16 protein-coding genes are annotated in these 15345 nt (G+C 63.8%); 9 read left to right on the top strand and 7 right to left on the bottom strand.

Annotated features, from left to right (window positions below; genetic code table 11):
- The first annotated feature begins 1 nt into the window (after position 1).
- From purD to R3E77_03220, 3 genes are all read left to right on the top strand, one after another.
- Positions 2-1288 (top strand): phosphoribosylamine--glycine ligase, encoded by a 1287-nt coding sequence (gene purD, locus R3E77_03230; GenBank protein ID MEZ5498426.1) that lies wholly within the window; start codon positions 2-4, stop codon positions 1286-1288.
- A 104-nt stretch (positions 1289-1392) separates the two neighbouring features.
- The gene (locus R3E77_03225) at positions 1393-2748 is read left to right on the top strand and encodes an EAL domain-containing protein (GenBank protein ID MEZ5498425.1); all 1356 of its coding nucleotides are present in this window, start codon (positions 1393-1395) and stop codon (positions 2746-2748) included.
- A gap of 161 nt (positions 2749-2909) precedes the next feature.
- Positions 2910-3263, top strand: a complete 354-nt coding sequence (locus R3E77_03220; protein MEZ5498424.1) for a UrcA family protein — start codon at positions 2910-2912, stop codon at positions 3261-3263.
- A 15-nt stretch (positions 3264-3278) separates the two neighbouring features.
- On the opposite strand, the gene R3E77_03215 is transcribed toward R3E77_03220, so the two are convergent.
- The 3 genes from R3E77_03215 to trxA form a co-directional block, all read right to left on the bottom strand.
- On the bottom strand, positions 3279-4100 hold the full coding sequence (locus R3E77_03215) for a hypothetical protein (GenBank protein ID MEZ5498423.1): 822 nt from the start codon (positions 4098-4100) through the stop codon (positions 3279-3281).
- 135 nt (positions 4101-4235) lie between these two features.
- Positions 4236-5492: a transcription termination factor Rho gene (rho, locus tag R3E77_03210; protein MEZ5498422.1), complete on the bottom strand. Its 1257-nt coding sequence runs from the start codon at positions 5490-5492 to the stop codon at positions 4236-4238.
- Positions 5493-5695: 203 nt separating this feature from the next.
- Positions 5696-6025 (bottom strand): thioredoxin TrxA, encoded by a 330-nt coding sequence (gene trxA / locus R3E77_03205; GenBank protein MEZ5498421.1) that lies wholly within the window; start codon positions 6023-6025, stop codon positions 5696-5698.
- Positions 6026-6342: 317 nt separating this feature from the next.
- Between trxA and R3E77_03200 the strand changes: the two genes are divergently transcribed.
- Positions 6343-7656 carry a DEAD/DEAH box helicase gene (locus tag R3E77_03200; protein ID MEZ5498420.1) on the top strand — a complete coding sequence of 438 codons (1314 nt, stop codon included), beginning with the start codon at positions 6343-6345 and terminating at the stop codon, positions 7654-7656.
- Position 7657: 1 nt separating this feature from the next.
- On the opposite strand, the gene R3E77_03195 is transcribed toward R3E77_03200, so the two are convergent.
- Positions 7658-8308, bottom strand: coding sequence for an HAD-IA family hydrolase (locus R3E77_03195; GenBank protein ID MEZ5498419.1), 651 nt, complete (start codon positions 8306-8308; stop codon positions 7658-7660).
- 19 nt (positions 8309-8327) lie between these two features.
- Between R3E77_03195 and R3E77_03190 the strand changes: the two genes are divergently transcribed.
- From R3E77_03190 to arfB, 4 genes are read left to right on the top strand one after another with little or no spacing between them, the layout of a single operon-like run.
- Positions 8328-9149, top strand: a complete 822-nt coding sequence (locus R3E77_03190) for a PHP domain-containing protein (protein ID MEZ5498418.1) — start codon at positions 8328-8330, stop codon at positions 9147-9149.
- A gap of 11 nt (positions 9150-9160) precedes the next feature.
- A complete protein-coding gene (locus tag R3E77_03185; protein ID MEZ5498417.1) occupies positions 9161-9394 on the top strand; it encodes a YdcH family protein in 234 nt (77 codons plus the stop codon).
- A 27-nt stretch (positions 9395-9421) separates the two neighbouring features.
- Positions 9422-10744 (top strand): mechanosensitive ion channel, encoded by a 1323-nt coding sequence (locus tag R3E77_03180; GenBank protein ID MEZ5498416.1) that lies wholly within the window; start codon positions 9422-9424, stop codon positions 10742-10744.
- Between the two features lie 30 nt (positions 10745-10774).
- Complete coding sequence (arfB, locus tag R3E77_03175) at positions 10775-11194, top strand: alternative ribosome rescue aminoacyl-tRNA hydrolase ArfB (GenBank protein MEZ5498415.1); 420 nt, start codon at positions 10775-10777, stop codon at positions 11192-11194.
- Here arfB and R3E77_03170 read toward each other — a convergent pair.
- Positions 11181-11648 carry an MOSC domain-containing protein gene (locus tag R3E77_03170; protein ID MEZ5498414.1) on the bottom strand — a complete coding sequence of 156 codons (468 nt, stop codon included), beginning with the start codon at positions 11646-11648 and terminating at the stop codon, positions 11181-11183. The two genes, arfB and R3E77_03170, sit on opposite strands and share 14 nt — an antisense overlap.
- Positions 11649-11708: 60 nt before the next feature.
- Between R3E77_03170 and R3E77_03165 the strand changes: the two genes are divergently transcribed.
- Positions 11709-12692: an LLM class flavin-dependent oxidoreductase gene (locus R3E77_03165; protein ID MEZ5498413.1), complete on the top strand. Its 984-nt coding sequence runs from the start codon at positions 11709-11711 to the stop codon at positions 12690-12692.
- A gap of 1 nt (position 12693) precedes the next feature.
- On the opposite strand, the gene R3E77_03160 is transcribed toward R3E77_03165, so the two are convergent.
- Together R3E77_03160 and R3E77_03155 are read right to left on the bottom strand one after the other, a co-directional pair.
- Positions 12694-13308 (bottom strand): TetR/AcrR family transcriptional regulator, encoded by a 615-nt coding sequence (locus R3E77_03160; protein MEZ5498412.1) that lies wholly within the window; start codon positions 13306-13308, stop codon positions 12694-12696.
- A gap of 74 nt (positions 13309-13382) precedes the next feature.
- Entirely contained in the window at positions 13383-15239 is a 1857-nt protein-coding gene (locus R3E77_03155) for a M48 family metalloprotease (protein ID MEZ5498411.1), read from the bottom strand.
- Positions 15240-15345 lie beyond the last annotated feature (106 nt).

Raw genomic sequence — 15345 nt, 5'->3', positions numbered from 1 at the left:
CATGTCCAAGATGAAAGTGCTGGTCATTGGTGGTGGCGGCCGCGAACATGCCCTCGCCTGGAAATGCGCCCAATCGAGTCGCGTCAGCGAGGTATTGGTCGCGCCGGGCAACGCCGGCACGGCAGGCGAGCCGCGCATGCGCAATGTCGCTGTCTCGGCCGAGGATCTGCCCGGACTGGTGGCGCTTGCAAAGCGGGAGCAGATCGCGCTGACCATCGTCGGGCCCGAAGCACCGCTCGTTGCGGGCGTGGTCGATACCTTCAAGGCAGCGGGCCTGCGCTGCTTTGGCCCCGACGCCGCTGCGGCCCAGCTCGAAGGATCGAAGGCCTACACCAAATCCTTCCTGCAGCGCCACGGCATACCGACGGCCGCCTATCGACGGTTCACGCGGAACGATTTCGATCGACAGTGGCTGCTGCGGCAGCGCCTGCCCATCGTCGTCAAGGCGAGCGGGCTGGCTGCTGGCAAGGGCGTCATTATCGCCCAAACGGCGGTCGAGGCCGTCGCGGCCGTCGATGACATGTTCAGCGGTGGTTTCGGCGAGGCCGGCAATGAAATCGTCATCGAGGAGTTTCTGGAGGGCGAGGAAGCGAGCTTCATCGTCATGACCGATGGCGAGTCCATCGTGCCACTGGCAACGTCACAGGATCACAAGCGACGCGACGACGGCGATCAGGGCCCGAACACCGGCGGCATGGGCGCCTATTCGCCGGCGCCGGTCGTCGACCAGGGCATGCACGAGCGCATCATGCGCGAGGTCATCGAACCGACGATCCGCGCTCTTGCGAGCGACGGCACGCCCTATCTCGGGTTCCTTTATGCCGGCATCATGATCGCCGCCGACGGCACGCCCAACGTGCTCGAGTTCAACTGCCGGTTCGGAGATCCGGAAACGCAGCCGATCATGTATCGCATGCAGTCGGATCTGACCGAGCTGTGCGATGCAGCGCTCGACTCCCGGCTCGCCGGAATGAAAGCCGAATGGCGACCCGAGGCGACGCTCGGCGTGGTACTGGCCGCCGCAGGCTATCCGGCCACGGTGCGCAAGGGTGATGTCGTCGAAGGCCTCGCCGCAGCCGCGCGGTTGCCGGGCAAGGTCTTTCACGCCGCGACGCGCCTTGTCGGCGACGAGGTCGTCACCGACGGTGGGCGGGTGTTATGCGCCGTCGGATCGGGCGTCGACATCCGCGCGGCGCAACAGGCAGCCTACCGCCTTGTCGAGGAAATCCACTGGCCGGGCATGCAGTTTCGGCGCGACATCGGGCACAGGGCCCTCGCCCGCCTGTGAGCCCACGATCGGGACCACGCCCCGGCCCCGCCGCAGCACCAAATCGCCAAGCCTAGACCAGGGTCACATACGACCGTCACAGGGGCGCGGTAAGGTGCCCGCTTATGTCATCGGTCACCGCGGGCCCGGTCGCCACTCGATCCGAGGCGGAAGTCCTTGCCGCTACCTACGGGCAGCGCATCGTCGCGTCCCTGCCGATGATGTTTGCGCGCGGCATTTCCCTGCACGACGCCCGCGGTCATGTGCATTGGCACAATGGCGAAGTGCTGGGACCGAGCGAGCGCGAAGGAATACGCACGGCACTCGAAGGTTTCACCGGTCAGGGTGCGCCTGCCCGCATCGATCATTCGGTGCAGGGAGAGCGCACCGCCGTGCTGCTGCGCGCGACCAACGAGAATTTCGACTTCACCGGATTCGCCATGCTGATGGTGGATAACCGCCGGCTGCGCGGCAAGGGGCGCGCCGCGGCCGACCTGCCTGTCCCGGTGACGCGCGCCGTGCGCGAGTGGGGCGAAAAGGTTCAACTATGCGCGGCCTTCGGCGCCGAGCCCGTTGCCATCGATGAACAAGGCGCCGATCAACTTCTCGACAGCGGCCCGACCGTCGCCGATGCCGACATCGACCGGTATTTCGCACAACTGCGCGAATTCCCGCTGGCGCTGTTCGCCCAGCGCCTCACGCCCATGCAAAGCGGCATTCGCATCCGTCGCTACGAAGTCCTGCTGCGGGCAGCCGACGCCGAAGCCGATGCCAGCGCGCCTGCGGCGCTCCTTCGCGATGCCGACGCGCGGGGCCTTGGCTCTGTGCTCGATCGGCGCGTCCTTCGCGAGCTCGTGTTGTGGTTGCGAACCCGGAGCGAAATCTGGAACCAGGAGCCCGCACAGTTCTCGATGAATCTTTCCAACACGTCCCTGCGCGATCAACATTTCCTGAAGTTTGCAGCGCTTTGTATCGAGAAGTCGGGGCTGCCGCACGGCCTGATCGCCTTCGAAATCGATCAGGCGCATGCGCTTGAACACATGCAGCGCACCGAACATTTCGCTGCGGCTGTGGAGCGCGCTGGGGCGGGCCTCGTGATCGACAATTTCTCGCTGCACGAGCGCAGTGCCGACCTGCTGTCGCTTCCTGGCCTGCGCCTCGTCAAGGTGGATCGCACATTGACGCTGGCCCTCGCCGAGGTGAAGGCGGCGCAGGCGCGGATCGCCGGCATCGCGCAGATGGCGCGGGTATCGGGCGTACACAGTGTCGCCAAACGTATCGACGATGCCGCAGAGGAAACCCTGCTCGCGGCACTCGGCGTCGATTTCCAGCAGGGATTCGCCACCGCGACGCCAGCGCCGCTCGATGATGTCGACGACGAGCGCGTGATGCGCCTGGTCGTCGATCCGGCCGTCGCCAATGACGATGACCTGGCGGACGAGGTTGTCCCAGAGTTCCTGATCGCTCGCAACGAGCGTTGACCAACCGCCCATACACGGGATGACGGCGGGACCAACGCCCGGCCAGCCGTGCCCGGCGCCGCAACCGATTCGCTCGCGGTTGCATCTAATCAAATGCAAGGAACGCGTGTCCCCAGGCGTCTCCCCTCCATCTCGCCCTTCACACGAGGAGAACGACTGTCATGAATTCACGTAATCTGTCCGCCGCCCACCATCGCGCTCTTGCGACAGGCTTGTTCGCAGCCGCGCTCCTCGCAGCGCCGCTATTGCAGGCGAGCCAGCCGGAGCCGACCCGCATCGTGCACTATGCCGACCTCAACCTCGAGCATAGCGCGGGCATCGAAACGCTCTACCAACGGATCCGCGCCGCCGCGAAACTCGTCTGCGACAAGGGTGATGCACGACGTCTGGATGAGCGCGCCGCTTTGCAGCGTTGTGTCGACGAGGCAACCGACGCCGCGGTTGCGACGGTCAATCGCCAACCACTCACCGCCAGGCACCGTGAAGGACGGGCGCTCGAGAGCCGTGGCGGGTGAAGCTGGAATCAGGCGCTAGAAACTGACACGGAAGAAGGCTTCCGGGCCCTTGCTGTCGAGCACGAACCGGCCAGGATTGTTCTGGCCGGTCACGACCAGTTTGGCGCGTATGGCCGTGTAGCCAAGGCCAAAGGCGAGGTTTGGCCGCCAGCGAAATTGCACATCGGCGTGATAGTCGCCGAGCGAGCCGTCGAAATCGTTGATGCTGGCGCTGAAGTACTGGCCGCGCGCCGTGAGTGCGAAGCGTCGGGTGATGCGATACGCCGCATCGACGGCGACCGTCGGAAAGGCTCCGACACCGGAGGCTTCTTCTTCGATGTTACGTGCCCTGACCTCGCCCCGGGTCTGCGCTTCGAGGAGATGCAGCCCGAGGCCAAGTCCCATTTCCATGCGTTCGCGCTTGAGCAGGGAGTAACTGTAGGTGAAGCCCAGCATGCGCCAGTTGAAATCGGTCTGTACCCGGTCGGTTACATTGAAGGTCTGGTCACCGAAGACGATGCTGCGATCGAGTGTCGTGTCGCCAAAACGGTCAAGTTTGAAATAATCGACCCGCAGCTTGTTGCGCTCGCGCATGCGGAACATCATCTCGATGCGACCCTGGTCCGCTTTGTTATCGAGCGCCAGATCGTTTTCCGCTGATAGCTCTGTGCCTTGCAGGCCGCCCTGGGGATCGAGCCGCAGCTCGGTCGACAGCGAAGGGCCGTAATAGCCGCCGCGCATGTAGAAATGGTCCGTAATCGGACTCGGCACTGGCGGCGGTGCAGGCCGCTGCTGTGCCATGCCAGGCAAAGACAACAATGCCAGCCACAACGAAGCGGCTGCGGCCATGGCACGCATCGAAATCTCCTCAGTCAACAAAGCGCGAGCGCCCGGCCATGATCCACCAAGCCTGGCAAGGATGCCAGCAGTCGCTGTGCTGCGACGCCAAGTCGGTCGCGCGAACCGCCAATACTGTGATGCAGTTGGCGGCGCTCAGCGCTTCATGGCATCGAAGAACTCGGCGTTGGTCTTGGTGTCTTTCATCTTGTCGAGCAGGAACTCGATTGCCGCGAGCTCGTCCATCGGATGCAGGAGTTTGCGCAGGATCCAGATCTTGGCGAGCTCGCCGGCGTCGGTGATCAACTCTTCCTTGCGGGTGCCGGAACGATTGATGTTGACTGCCGGGAACACGCGCTTCTCGGCGATACGCCGGTCGAGGTGGATTTCGCTGTTGCCCGTGCCCTTGAACTCCTCGTAGATGACGTCGTCCATCTTCGAGCCGGTATCGATCAGCGCGGTCGCAAGGATCGTGAGGCTGCCGCCCTCTTCGATATTGCGTGCGGCGCCGAAGAATCGCTTCGGCCGCTGCAGGGCATTCGCATCGACGCCGCCCGTCAGCACCTTGCCGGACGATGGCACGACCGTGTTGTAGGCACGGGCGAGGCGCGTGATCGAATCGAGCAGAATCACCACGTCCTTCTTGTGCTCGACCAGGCGTTTCGCCTTTTCGATGACCATCTCGGCGACCTGCACGTGCCGGGCCGCGGGTTCGTCGAACGTGGAGGACACGACCTCGCCCTTGACCGTGCGCTGCATCTCCGTGACCTCTTCGGGCCGCTCGTCGATCAGCAGTACGATCAAATAGACCTCGGGCTGGTTGGCGGTGATGGAGGTTGCGATGTTCTGCAACAGCATCGTCTTGCCGGCCTTGGGCGGCGAGACGATCAGTCCGCGCTGACCCTTGCCGATGGGCGCGACCAGGTCGATGGTGCGGGCGGTGAGGTCCTCGGTCGAACCGTTGCCGCGCTCGAGCTTCAGCCGCTTGGTCGGATGCAGTGGCGTCAGGTTCTCGAACAGGACCTTGTTGCGCGAGCTGTCCGGTGAGTCGAAATTGATTTCGCCGACCTTGAGCAGCGCAAAATACCGCTCCCCGTCCTTCGGCGGCCGGATCAGGCCGGAAATGGTATCGCCGGTGCGCAGATTGAATCTTCGGATCTGAGACGGCGATACATAGATGTCGTCGGGGCCTGCCAGATAGGAACTGTCGGCAGAGCGCAGGAAGCCGAAGCCATCCTGCAGGATCTCGAGCACGCCGTCGCCGTAGATGTCCTCGCCCTTGCGCGCATGGGCCTTGAGGATGGAGAAAATGATGTCCTGTTTGCGCGACCGGGCCATGTTCTCGAGGCCCATGGACTCGGCCATCGACACCAGATCACTGATCGGCCGCGACTTGAGATCCGTCAGGTTCATCGAGTTGCGCGACTGCGCCAACTCTGCGGGGCTGATAATTTCCGACTCGTCGACTTCCATCGGCTCCATCGGCTCGTCGCGAAAACCGCCGACATTGCCGTTGTGCCGGTTGCCGCGATTCGGGTCGCGATCACCACGATGCCGGCGACTCTTCTGGCCGCCGCCCCCGCCGCCGCTGCGGCCCTGGTTACCCAAATAGCCTCTCACAGGTTGCTGTCCAGGAATGCGGCCAGCTGCGACTTCGACAGCGCGCCGACCTTTTGTGCCTCGACGCTGCCGTTCTTGAACAGGATCAGCGTTGGAATACCGCGGATGCCGAACTTCGGAGGTGTCGCCGGATTCTCGTCGATATTGAGTTTGGCGATGGTCACGCGGTCTTTGTATTCCGTCGCGATCTCATCGAGGATTCCGGCAATCATCTTGCAGGGTCCGCACCACTCGGCCCAGAAATCGAGCAGGACAGGCTTGTTCGCCTGCAGCACGTCCGTGGCGAAGGTGGCATCGGTGGTGTGCACAATGTGCTGACTAGTCACGTAAATTTACCTCCCAGGAGAGGAAGAAAAGAGAAAAAAGATGGTTGATTTGGGGTTCGACAGTGCCACGTGGCACGACTTAACGGTTAGACTCGCGGTTTGCGAAAATTGAAACGGCCTGAACTTGCGACTCGACGAATTGCGGAATTTGTACCGTGTTTGATTTACAGAATGCCTGGGTTGACCCACAGGCACGGCCAGAGCGGCCAGGTAATGTAGTCATTTTTAACGGGTCTCGGGCCGTTTTGCAAGTGCCCCCTTCACGGCTTGCTCCGGGTGGTTTGCCCCGGCCCGCACAGCCAGCTATTGGTTAACCCATGTCATCCGAGCATTTGTCCGAACTTGCATTTGCAAGCCTGGGTCTCGACTCGCGATTGGAGCAAGGCGTCGCCGACGCGGGCTTTCGCTACTGCACGCCGATCCAGGCGCAGACGCTGCCGATCGCGCTTGCCGGCCGTGATGTCGCGGGCCAGGCCCAGACCGGCACCGGCAAGACGGCGGCGTTCCTGCTTGCCATCTACCAGAACCTCCTGCGCTCGGGCCGTACGCGCTCGCCAGGCTCCTCCAGCATACGCGCGCTCGTCATCGCGCCAACTCGCGAGCTCGCCGTCCAGATTCACAATGACGCACTGGTGCTCGGCAAACACACCGGGCTCAGTACGGCAGTGGTCTTCGGCGGCACCGACTACGAGAAGCAGCGTGCCGAACTGGGTTCCGGCCGCGACATCCTCATCGGCACGCCGGGCCGGCTCATCGACTATTTCAAACAACACGTGTTCGACCTGCGCCAGGTCGAGATCATGACCCTCGATGAAGCGGATCGCATGTTCGATCTCGGCTTCATTGCCGACATCCGTTACATCCTGCGGCGGCTGCCGCGCCCCGATCGACGCCAATCGATGCTGTTCTCGGCGACGCTCTCGCATCGCGTCATGGAACTCGCATACGAGCACATGAACAATCCCGAGCTGGTGCGTATCGAACCCGATCGGGTCACCGTCGATCGGGTGCGCCAGTGCATCTACTTTCCGTCAATGGAAGAGAAGATCCCGCTGCTGGTGGGGCTCCTGCGCCAGACCGGCGCCACGCGCACCATGGTGTTCGTCAATACCCGACGCATGGCCGAGCGCCTGGAATCCGTGTTGCAGGCCAATGGACTGTCGGCGATGGCGCTGTCCGGCGATGTGCCGCAACGCAAGAGGCTGCGACTGCTGCAGAATTTCCACAGCGGCGAGCTCGCCGTGCTGATCGCAACGGACGTCGCATCGCGGGGGCTGCATATCCCGGATGTCAGTCACGTCGTCAATTTCGACCTGCCGCAGGACAGCGCCGACTATGTGCACCGCATCGGCCGGACGGCACGCGCTGGCGCGGTGGGCGATGCCATCAGTTTCGGCTGCGAAGAGTTTGCCGTTGCCTTGCCCGACATCGAGGACTACATCGGCCACAAGATTCCGGTCAGCAGCATCAGCCCGGAGCTCCTCGCCGATATCACCGTACCTGCGCATTCTGCGCAACGACGCCCGCCGCGCGCTGGCCGGCCAGGCCAGGGTCGGGGCAACGATACGCGCGCTGGCCGCGGCCAGCGTGGCCGTCGCGGCCAGTCGCGTTCCGCCGGCAATCGGCGCTGATTCAATCGAGCAGATCGACGAGCCGTTCGGAAGCCTTGAAATGCGCCGCGGGATTGCTCGCTCGCGAGGAATCGGGGCGGGAGATCTGCACCGTCTGAGCAATGCCCGCGCGCCGCGCAGCCTCCAGCACCGGCAGGCTGTCATCGGCGAAGAAGCAGCGCTCGGGCCTGTACGGCCATTGCTGTTGCAAGTTCGGCCAGAAGAGGTCGCTTTCCTTCGGTGCGCCCAGTCGTGCCGAGCTGTACATGGCGTCGAAGAACCCGGCGATGCCCGCCGCCGCATCCTTGATCTCGAGGGTGATCGGATGCGAATTGGTAAGCAGCACCAGCGCCTTGCCGCGCTCCCTCATTTGTTCGAGAAATCGGCGCGCACCGGGTAACCAGGCAATCCGATGGCTTTCAGCGCGATGCAACGCCACCAAGTCGATGCCGAGTTCGTCGCTCCAGAACTCGAGCGAATACCAATTGAGCGTGCCCATGTGCGCGCGAAAACGCGGCGCGAGGCGCGCGCCAGCCTCGGCGATCGACAGTCCTTCCCGCTCGGCATAGATCTCGGGGACACGCGCGAGCCAGATGTAGTTGTCATATGCCAGATCGAGGAGCGTACCGTCGAGGTCGAGGAATACCAGATCGATGTCGGACCAGCGAATCATGGCGCTATGATAGGCGACATTGATCGTCGACCTTCACACACATAGCACGGCCTCGGACGGCGTGTTGACGCCCGCGGAGCTGGTGGCGCAGGCACTCGCCGCCGGCGTCGAACTGATGGCACTCACCGACCACGACACCATGGCCGGTTGCGAGAGCGCGGCCGCCGCTGCACGCGACACGCCCCTGGAGCTGCTCGCCGGCATCGAGCTTTCGACCCTGTGGCGCGGCCGTACCATTCACATCCTCGGTATCGGCATCGATCCCGGCGCGAGCGCATTGCGCGCACATTGCCAGGCCCTGTGCGCACAGCGAATTGCGCGGACCGAGGCGATCGGCGAGCGCCTGACGCGGCGCGCGCGGCTGCCCGGGCGTGAGCTCGCGCGCACGGTGCTGGAGGAGAATCCGCTGCCGACCCGCGCTCATCTCGCGCGCGCGCTCGTCGCGCAGGGGCATGCGCGCTCGATCAGCGATGCCTTCGCACGACTGCTCGGGCCCGGCAGCGCCGGTCACATCGCCGATGACTGGCCCGCCATCGAGACGACGATGGCGCTGCTGCGCGACGCGGGAGGCAACGCTGTCATCGCGCATCCATCGCGTTACCGGCTGAGCGCCGGCGCATTGCGTTCATTGCTCGGAGAGTTCGCCAAGGCAGGAGGCGCGGCCATCGAGAGCGACAACAGCGATGCCGAGCGCTGCGCTCGGCTGGCAGGGGACGCCGGGCTCGCGCTCAGCCTGGGGTCGGATTTCCACGATCCACAAATCAAATGGAACCGTCTCGGCCGCTTCGATAAGCTAGCGCCCGGAACGCGCTCCCTGGCGCGCCAGATCGCGCGCTGCTGAACCACTCCAGCATGACCGAAACCAAAGACCCAAAGGACAATGTCGATCGAGAGTTGTTTCGCAACTTCGAGAAGCTGCGCCAGCTGCGCATCGAACATCGCGATCTGGACGACGTGATTTCGCGTCTTGCACTCGATTCGCGGATCGACGAATTGCAGCTCTCGCGCCTCAAGAAGCGCAAACTGGTGCTGAAGGACCAGATTGCCCGCCTGGAGAGCGAGCTCATACCTGACCTCAACGCCTAACGTTCCGGAGCCCGCCCAGCCACTGCAATGGAAAAATCCCTCAGCAGCCTGCAAAACCTCGTTCGCGGCCTGACACAGCCGGAATTCATCGCGCAGGTCATCGCCATCGCGGTCGCGCTCGCGGTCGCTTTCGTGAGCGCGCATTTCGCGCGCATCTGGTATGCGCGCCTGCGCGCGATCAAGCACCAGCCGCGCTGGCAGACACGTATCGCGGAGCTCGTGGCGATACTTGCGCCGCTGGTGATTGCGCTCGCAATCGTTGCCATCCTGAAGTCGGTCGCGGGCCGGGCTGGCATGCCGGCAACGATCATCGATGCCAGCTTGCAGCTGATCGGCGCCCTCGCGCTGGTGCGGGTCGGGGTCTTCCTTCTGCGCATGGGACTTGGGCCCAAATCCTGGCTGATTGGCTGGGAGACAGCCGTCACCGTAGTGCTGTGGCTGCTGCTCGGCTTCGAGCTGCTCGGCTGGTTCGATGGCATCGAGCGCTTTCTCAATGGCATCAACCTGCTGCCGGGCGCGAAGTTCACTGTCTGGGCATTGCTGAAGGGCATGGTGGTCGTAACGGCCTTCGGCGTCGTCACGAGCCTGATCGCGAGATTCGCCGAGCAACGCATCATGCGGCTCGATGGCATCGCGATATCGACCCGCATCGGCATCTCGAAGTTCCTGTTCTTTTCGCTCGTCAGCCTGGGCATCCTGCTCGGCATAAACGCCGCCGGCGTCAACCTCTCGACACTCACGGTGCTCACGGGCGCTGTCGGACTTGGCCTCGGTTTCGGCCTGCAGGCAATTGCCAGCAATTTTGTCAGCGGCTTCGTATTGCTGATGGACAAGTCGATCAAACCAGGCGATGTCATCAGTTTCACCGGGACCACCGGCACCAGCACCGAGAATTTCGGCTGGGTCGAGGAGCTGCGCGGCCGCTACGTCGTCGTGCGTGACCGCGATGGTGTCGAGACGCTGGTGCCGAATCAGAACCTCATCACCAATTCGGTCATCAACTGGAGCTACTCCGATCAGCGCGTGCGCCTGCGACTGCCGGTGATGATCAGCTACGACGACGACCCGGAGCTTGCACTCAAGGTGCTGCTCGAGGCGGCGCGCAATCATCCGCGCATACTGCTCGAACCCGCACCGGTTTCGCGCCTGATGGCGTTCGAAGACTATGGCATGCGCGTCGAGGTCAGGTTCTGGATCCGCGATCCGATGAATGGCGTCAACAACGTTCGCTCGGACGTCAATCGCAGCATCTGGCGACTGTTCCGCGACAATGGCATACGCATCCCGGTCGCGCAGCGCGAATTGCGAATCCTGCCGCCACACGGCGAGTCGAAGTCGCCACTCGGCTAGAGTCCACCGCAAGCCCCACCTGAGCCGCCCATGCCCATCGTTGCCGGATCTGTCGTCATTCCCGACAACGAATACCAATTGAGTTTCGTACGTGCGAGCGGGCCTGGCGGCCAGAACGTCAACAAGGTCGCCACGGCCGTGCAGCTGCGGTTCGACCTCGCAGGCAGCACCGTGCTCACCGCGCCAGTCAAAGCGCGCCTCGGCCGGCTTGCGGGACGGCGACTCAACACTTCGGGATGGATTGTCATCGACTCGCACAGCCATCGCAGCCAGGATGCCAACCGCAGGGCTGCCATCACCAGGCTCGCGCGCCTGGTGGCAACGGCGCTCGTCGAACCGAAGCTTCGCCGCGCAACGCGACCTACACGTGCATCGGTGGAACGGCGGCTGCAACAGAAGACGCGGCGCAGCCGCGTCAAGTCGATGCGCCGCGACGTCAGCTCGGACTGACCGGGATGGACAATGGATCGCCGCGGCGAATGGCGCCGCCGGCCACAATGTCCGCGCGCAGCCCTGCCCGGTGCAGGAATTGTTTCACGACGCGTGCAGGCGGGCGCCCGGAGCCCGCGAGGCGTTTGCCAAGCGTGGCGCAGGGCTCGCAGAGCTCGACACCGATGAGGCGCGCCGCGCCAACAGAAAATTCTTTTCCTATCAATGTGTTAAGGTCCACCCCGCGCGTGACCAGATTGCGCCGTGTCGCGAGCAGGTCGTAGGTCGTGCCGTACTCGGCATTGATGGCCAGGATCTGCTCCGCGGCCACCAGGGTCAGATTCTGGCCCGGCTCCACGCGCCTGCCGAAATAGCGATCGCCCACGATTCCCTGACCCGCGACCAGCTCGACCGATTCGAGCTCGACGAGGTCGCCACCCGGCGCGCGCGCAATACAGATTCGCTCGACGTACATGGGCATCACCATTGGTAATGACGATAAAGTAGCAGATAACCGTTTTCATGGGTCCACCGCATGCTTCCTCTAGGTGTCCTCGATCTGGTGCCCGTGCGTGAAGGCGAGACACCGCGGGATGCCCTGCCGCGCAGCCTCGCACTTGCGCGACATACCGAGAAACTCGGTTACCAGCGCTTCTGGGTGGCGGAACATCACAACATGCCGGGAATAGCGAGCGCCGCCACCAGCGTCGTCATGGGCTACCTTGCCGGCGGCACCGAGCGCATTCGCATCGGCGCGGGCGGCATCATGCTGCCGAACCACGCGCCGCTGCTCATCGCCGAGCAATTCGGCACCCTGGAGTCGCTCTACCCCGGGCGCATCGACCTGGGTCTCGGGCGCGCGCCTGGCACCGATCAGACGACGCTGCGGGCAATGCGCCGCGATCCGCGCAGCGCGGAACACTTCGTTTACGACGTCAAGGAACTGCAATCCTTGCTCGGACCTGTCGAGCCCGGTCAGTTGATCCAGGCCGTGCCCGGTGGCGGCACCCAGGTGCCGTTGTGGATCCTGGGCTCGAGCCTCTATGGCGCGCAGGTTGCCGCCGCACTGGGGCTGCCCTACGCATTCGCTGCACATTTCGCGCCCGATGCGCTCCATGAGGCACTGCAGCTTTACCGTGAGCAGTTCGTAGCGCAGGGCAAATTGCAGCGACCGCATGTGATGCTCGGGGTCAACATCGTGGTCGCGGACACGGACAACGAGGCCGCGCGGTTGTTCACCACCGTGCAGCAGGGTTTCGCGCTTCTGCATCGCGGCCAGCGGGGCCGGCAGCGCCCGCCCATCGATGACATCGAACAATTCTGGAGTCCGGCCGAGAAGGCCATGGCAAACCGCATGCTGCGCAGCGCCGTGGTCGGGTCGCCGGCCACGGTGCGCAAGGGCATCGAAGCCCTCGTCGCGGCAACGCAGGCCGACGAGCTGCTCATCGTCAGCAATATCTACGACACGGATGCGCGGTTGCGTTCCTATTCACTGCTCGCGACGATTGCCGGGACGTAATTCATTGCCGCGATGGCGTTGCGCCATCCGCGTGCAACAAGCGATCCAACAGCACGTCGATCAGCGCCTGCACCGATGCACGACCACCCACCTGGAGCTTCCCGGTGACAGCCAGCATGCAAATACCATGTACGCCGCTCCATAACGCCGTCGCCAGCGTCTCGGTCGCACCGGGCGGGTTCGATGCCTGCAGTTGCTCCAGCGCGTCGCGTACCAGCGCAAAAATGGCTTCGGTGTGGCCGCGATAACTCGCCGGTGCCTTCTGGCCGACTGGCAGCCGGTGTTCGAAGACGAGCCGCCAGCGGTGCGTATGCAGCAGCGCAAATCCCAGGTAGGCCGCCGACATCAATCGCAGCCGGTGCGCGGGATCGTGCGACTTGTTCGCAACCTGCTCGAGCGATCGCTGCAGTTCGGTAACGGTCTGTTCGTTGAGGTGCACGATCAGGTCATCGAGATTGGTGAATATCATGTACATGCTGCCGACGGTGTAGCCGATGCGGCGCGCGACTTCGCGCATGCCAAGCGCAGCACTACCCTGTGCCTCCACGATCTCCGCCGCCGCGCGCAACGCCATGTCCTTGAGTTCTGCACGCGAGTGCTGGTTACGACGCCCCATCGGCTGATCATCGCAGACAATTAATCGATGCTCAATACGAGCGGTGCCGGCATCTTGGGCCAATCCCGCGCTGTTTAGAGTATGCGTGCGCCGCTGACACGGCGCAGAAGCCGTGCCCACTCACGATTGGGGCGGTCGGTGCTGACGATCATCGTCTCGCCGGGAAACTCGAGCTGCTCCCGGATGTTGTGCTGCGTCTCGGCCACCTTGCCCTCATCGACGAATCCCGGCCAACGAGAACAGGAGAAACCAAGTACATAAAACGGGTGCTCGACAAAATAGCGTGTCTGCTTGCGCACCAGGTAGACGCGGCGCAGATGTGCGAGTCCGGCAAGCTGCGCCACCAGCCTGGCAACCGTTGCTTCATCGAGGCCATGCGGCAGATAGCTGTCGCTGGTCAACAGGACATCCCGCTCGCGACGCGCGGCGTTCAGGCTTGCAGCAAGCTCGACATGGCGATCGTGCCATGCATGCGCCTTGTTGCTCTCGCCACGTTGCCAGTAATAGTCGCGCAGCACTTCCGCGGCAGCCGCACCATAGGCAAGGTGGCCGGCGCAGATCTGTTCGAGCGGCGTAATGCCCGCCGCATCCTGCGCCTGCAGCTGCTGCCGTGCCAGAACGAAACGCGCATCGATCGAGTCCGGATGACGTTCCACCGCCGCCTGGCGCAACGCCAGGGCCCGCGACTCGCCATCGCCCACACGCTCTTCCAGGTCGGCCAGTTCGAGCATTTGATCTATCGGAAGATCCTGCCCGGCCTGTGGCCGAAGCTCCGCGAGACGTTCGCGCGCCTTGCGCGTATCGTCATGGAAGCGCTGCCAGGACTCGGCGATGCGCTCGCGCCACTCCTGATCGAACTGCGCCTCGAGCCGCGGCATGGCGGCCGACAGCAACCGATCCGCACCTGCACCTGGTCCCGGCGGCGCAAATTCCGCGGGCGCACCGATCGCGCGAAGTCGGTCGGATAGCGACGGATGGGTATCGGCATGGGTCGTCGCGCGCGCCAACGCGCGCGCCTGCCACTGTTCGCACTCCCCCTGCGGCACCGTGCGCAGGTCGCTGGCAAGGAATTGCGTGTACGGAGAGAAACTCGGCTCCGCCTGGTCCTTGGCCGCAGCATGTATCGTCGGCCAGTATTTCTGATCGAGGTAGCTTGCCAACACATTGACACCGGTCAAGGCCTGCGCGGCGGCCTTGGCCGACGTAAGCTGGACCGAGGCTGCATCCGCTTCGTATTCGTTGGCGCGCGCGAGCGGGAACGAAATGGCGTTGAACCTTGGCGAATACCAATGGAAGAACCGTCGGATGAGGCCGGCGCCGGCGGCGGCATGCGCCTGCAATTGGTCATCCAGCTGCTCCCAGATGCGTCGCAGGCGATAGATCCAGTTGCCAACCCGCCCATGGCCGCCGGAGAGGTGGCCGAGCTCGTGCGCCAGCACCGCCTGGAATTGCTGCACGGTGAGACCTTTCAGCAATGGCAGCCCTAGCAGCAGGTAGTTGCGGTACCAGCCGATCGGTCCGAGGCGCGGGATCTGCACGACGGCGGCATTGAGCTCCGGTGTGATTACGACCTCGTGCACCTTGGGTGTACGCAGGCGGGTGCGGAACTCATCGAGGACCTGGAATAGTTCGGGCGCGTCCTCACGTTGCAGGCGCGGACCCTGGGGCGGCTCGAATCTCACCCAAAGTGATCGCGCTACGATGTACAGCGTGGGCAGCAGGACATACAGCAGCTTGATGCCGAGATAGCGCAGCTTGGTCAGGCTGAGCACCAGCAGCGCGCAGATCGCAAGCAAGCCGGCAATCAGCAGCAACAGGTAACCATAGCCCAGGCCTGCCCAGGCGAGCACCCGCCACCGATAGGCCGCAGGATTGGCGGAGGCGAACACCTCCATCCGCTCGACCAGGGCCGTAAATTCTTCGCGATTCACCCGCGCCTCGCGTGTATGCTACTTCGATCGGGCATAATTTACGCCGTTTGAGGCGCCGCGGACCGTGATGGCATCAACAGCCTGGCGGTCGCGATCGAATCACTTT

The sequence above is a fragment of the Steroidobacteraceae bacterium genome (genome assembly GCA_041395505.1).
GTDB lineage: Bacteria > Pseudomonadota > Gammaproteobacteria > Steroidobacterales > Steroidobacteraceae > JAWLAG01.
Note: the sequence above shows the minus strand (reverse complement) of the source record. Positions and strands in the feature narration are given on the sequence as shown.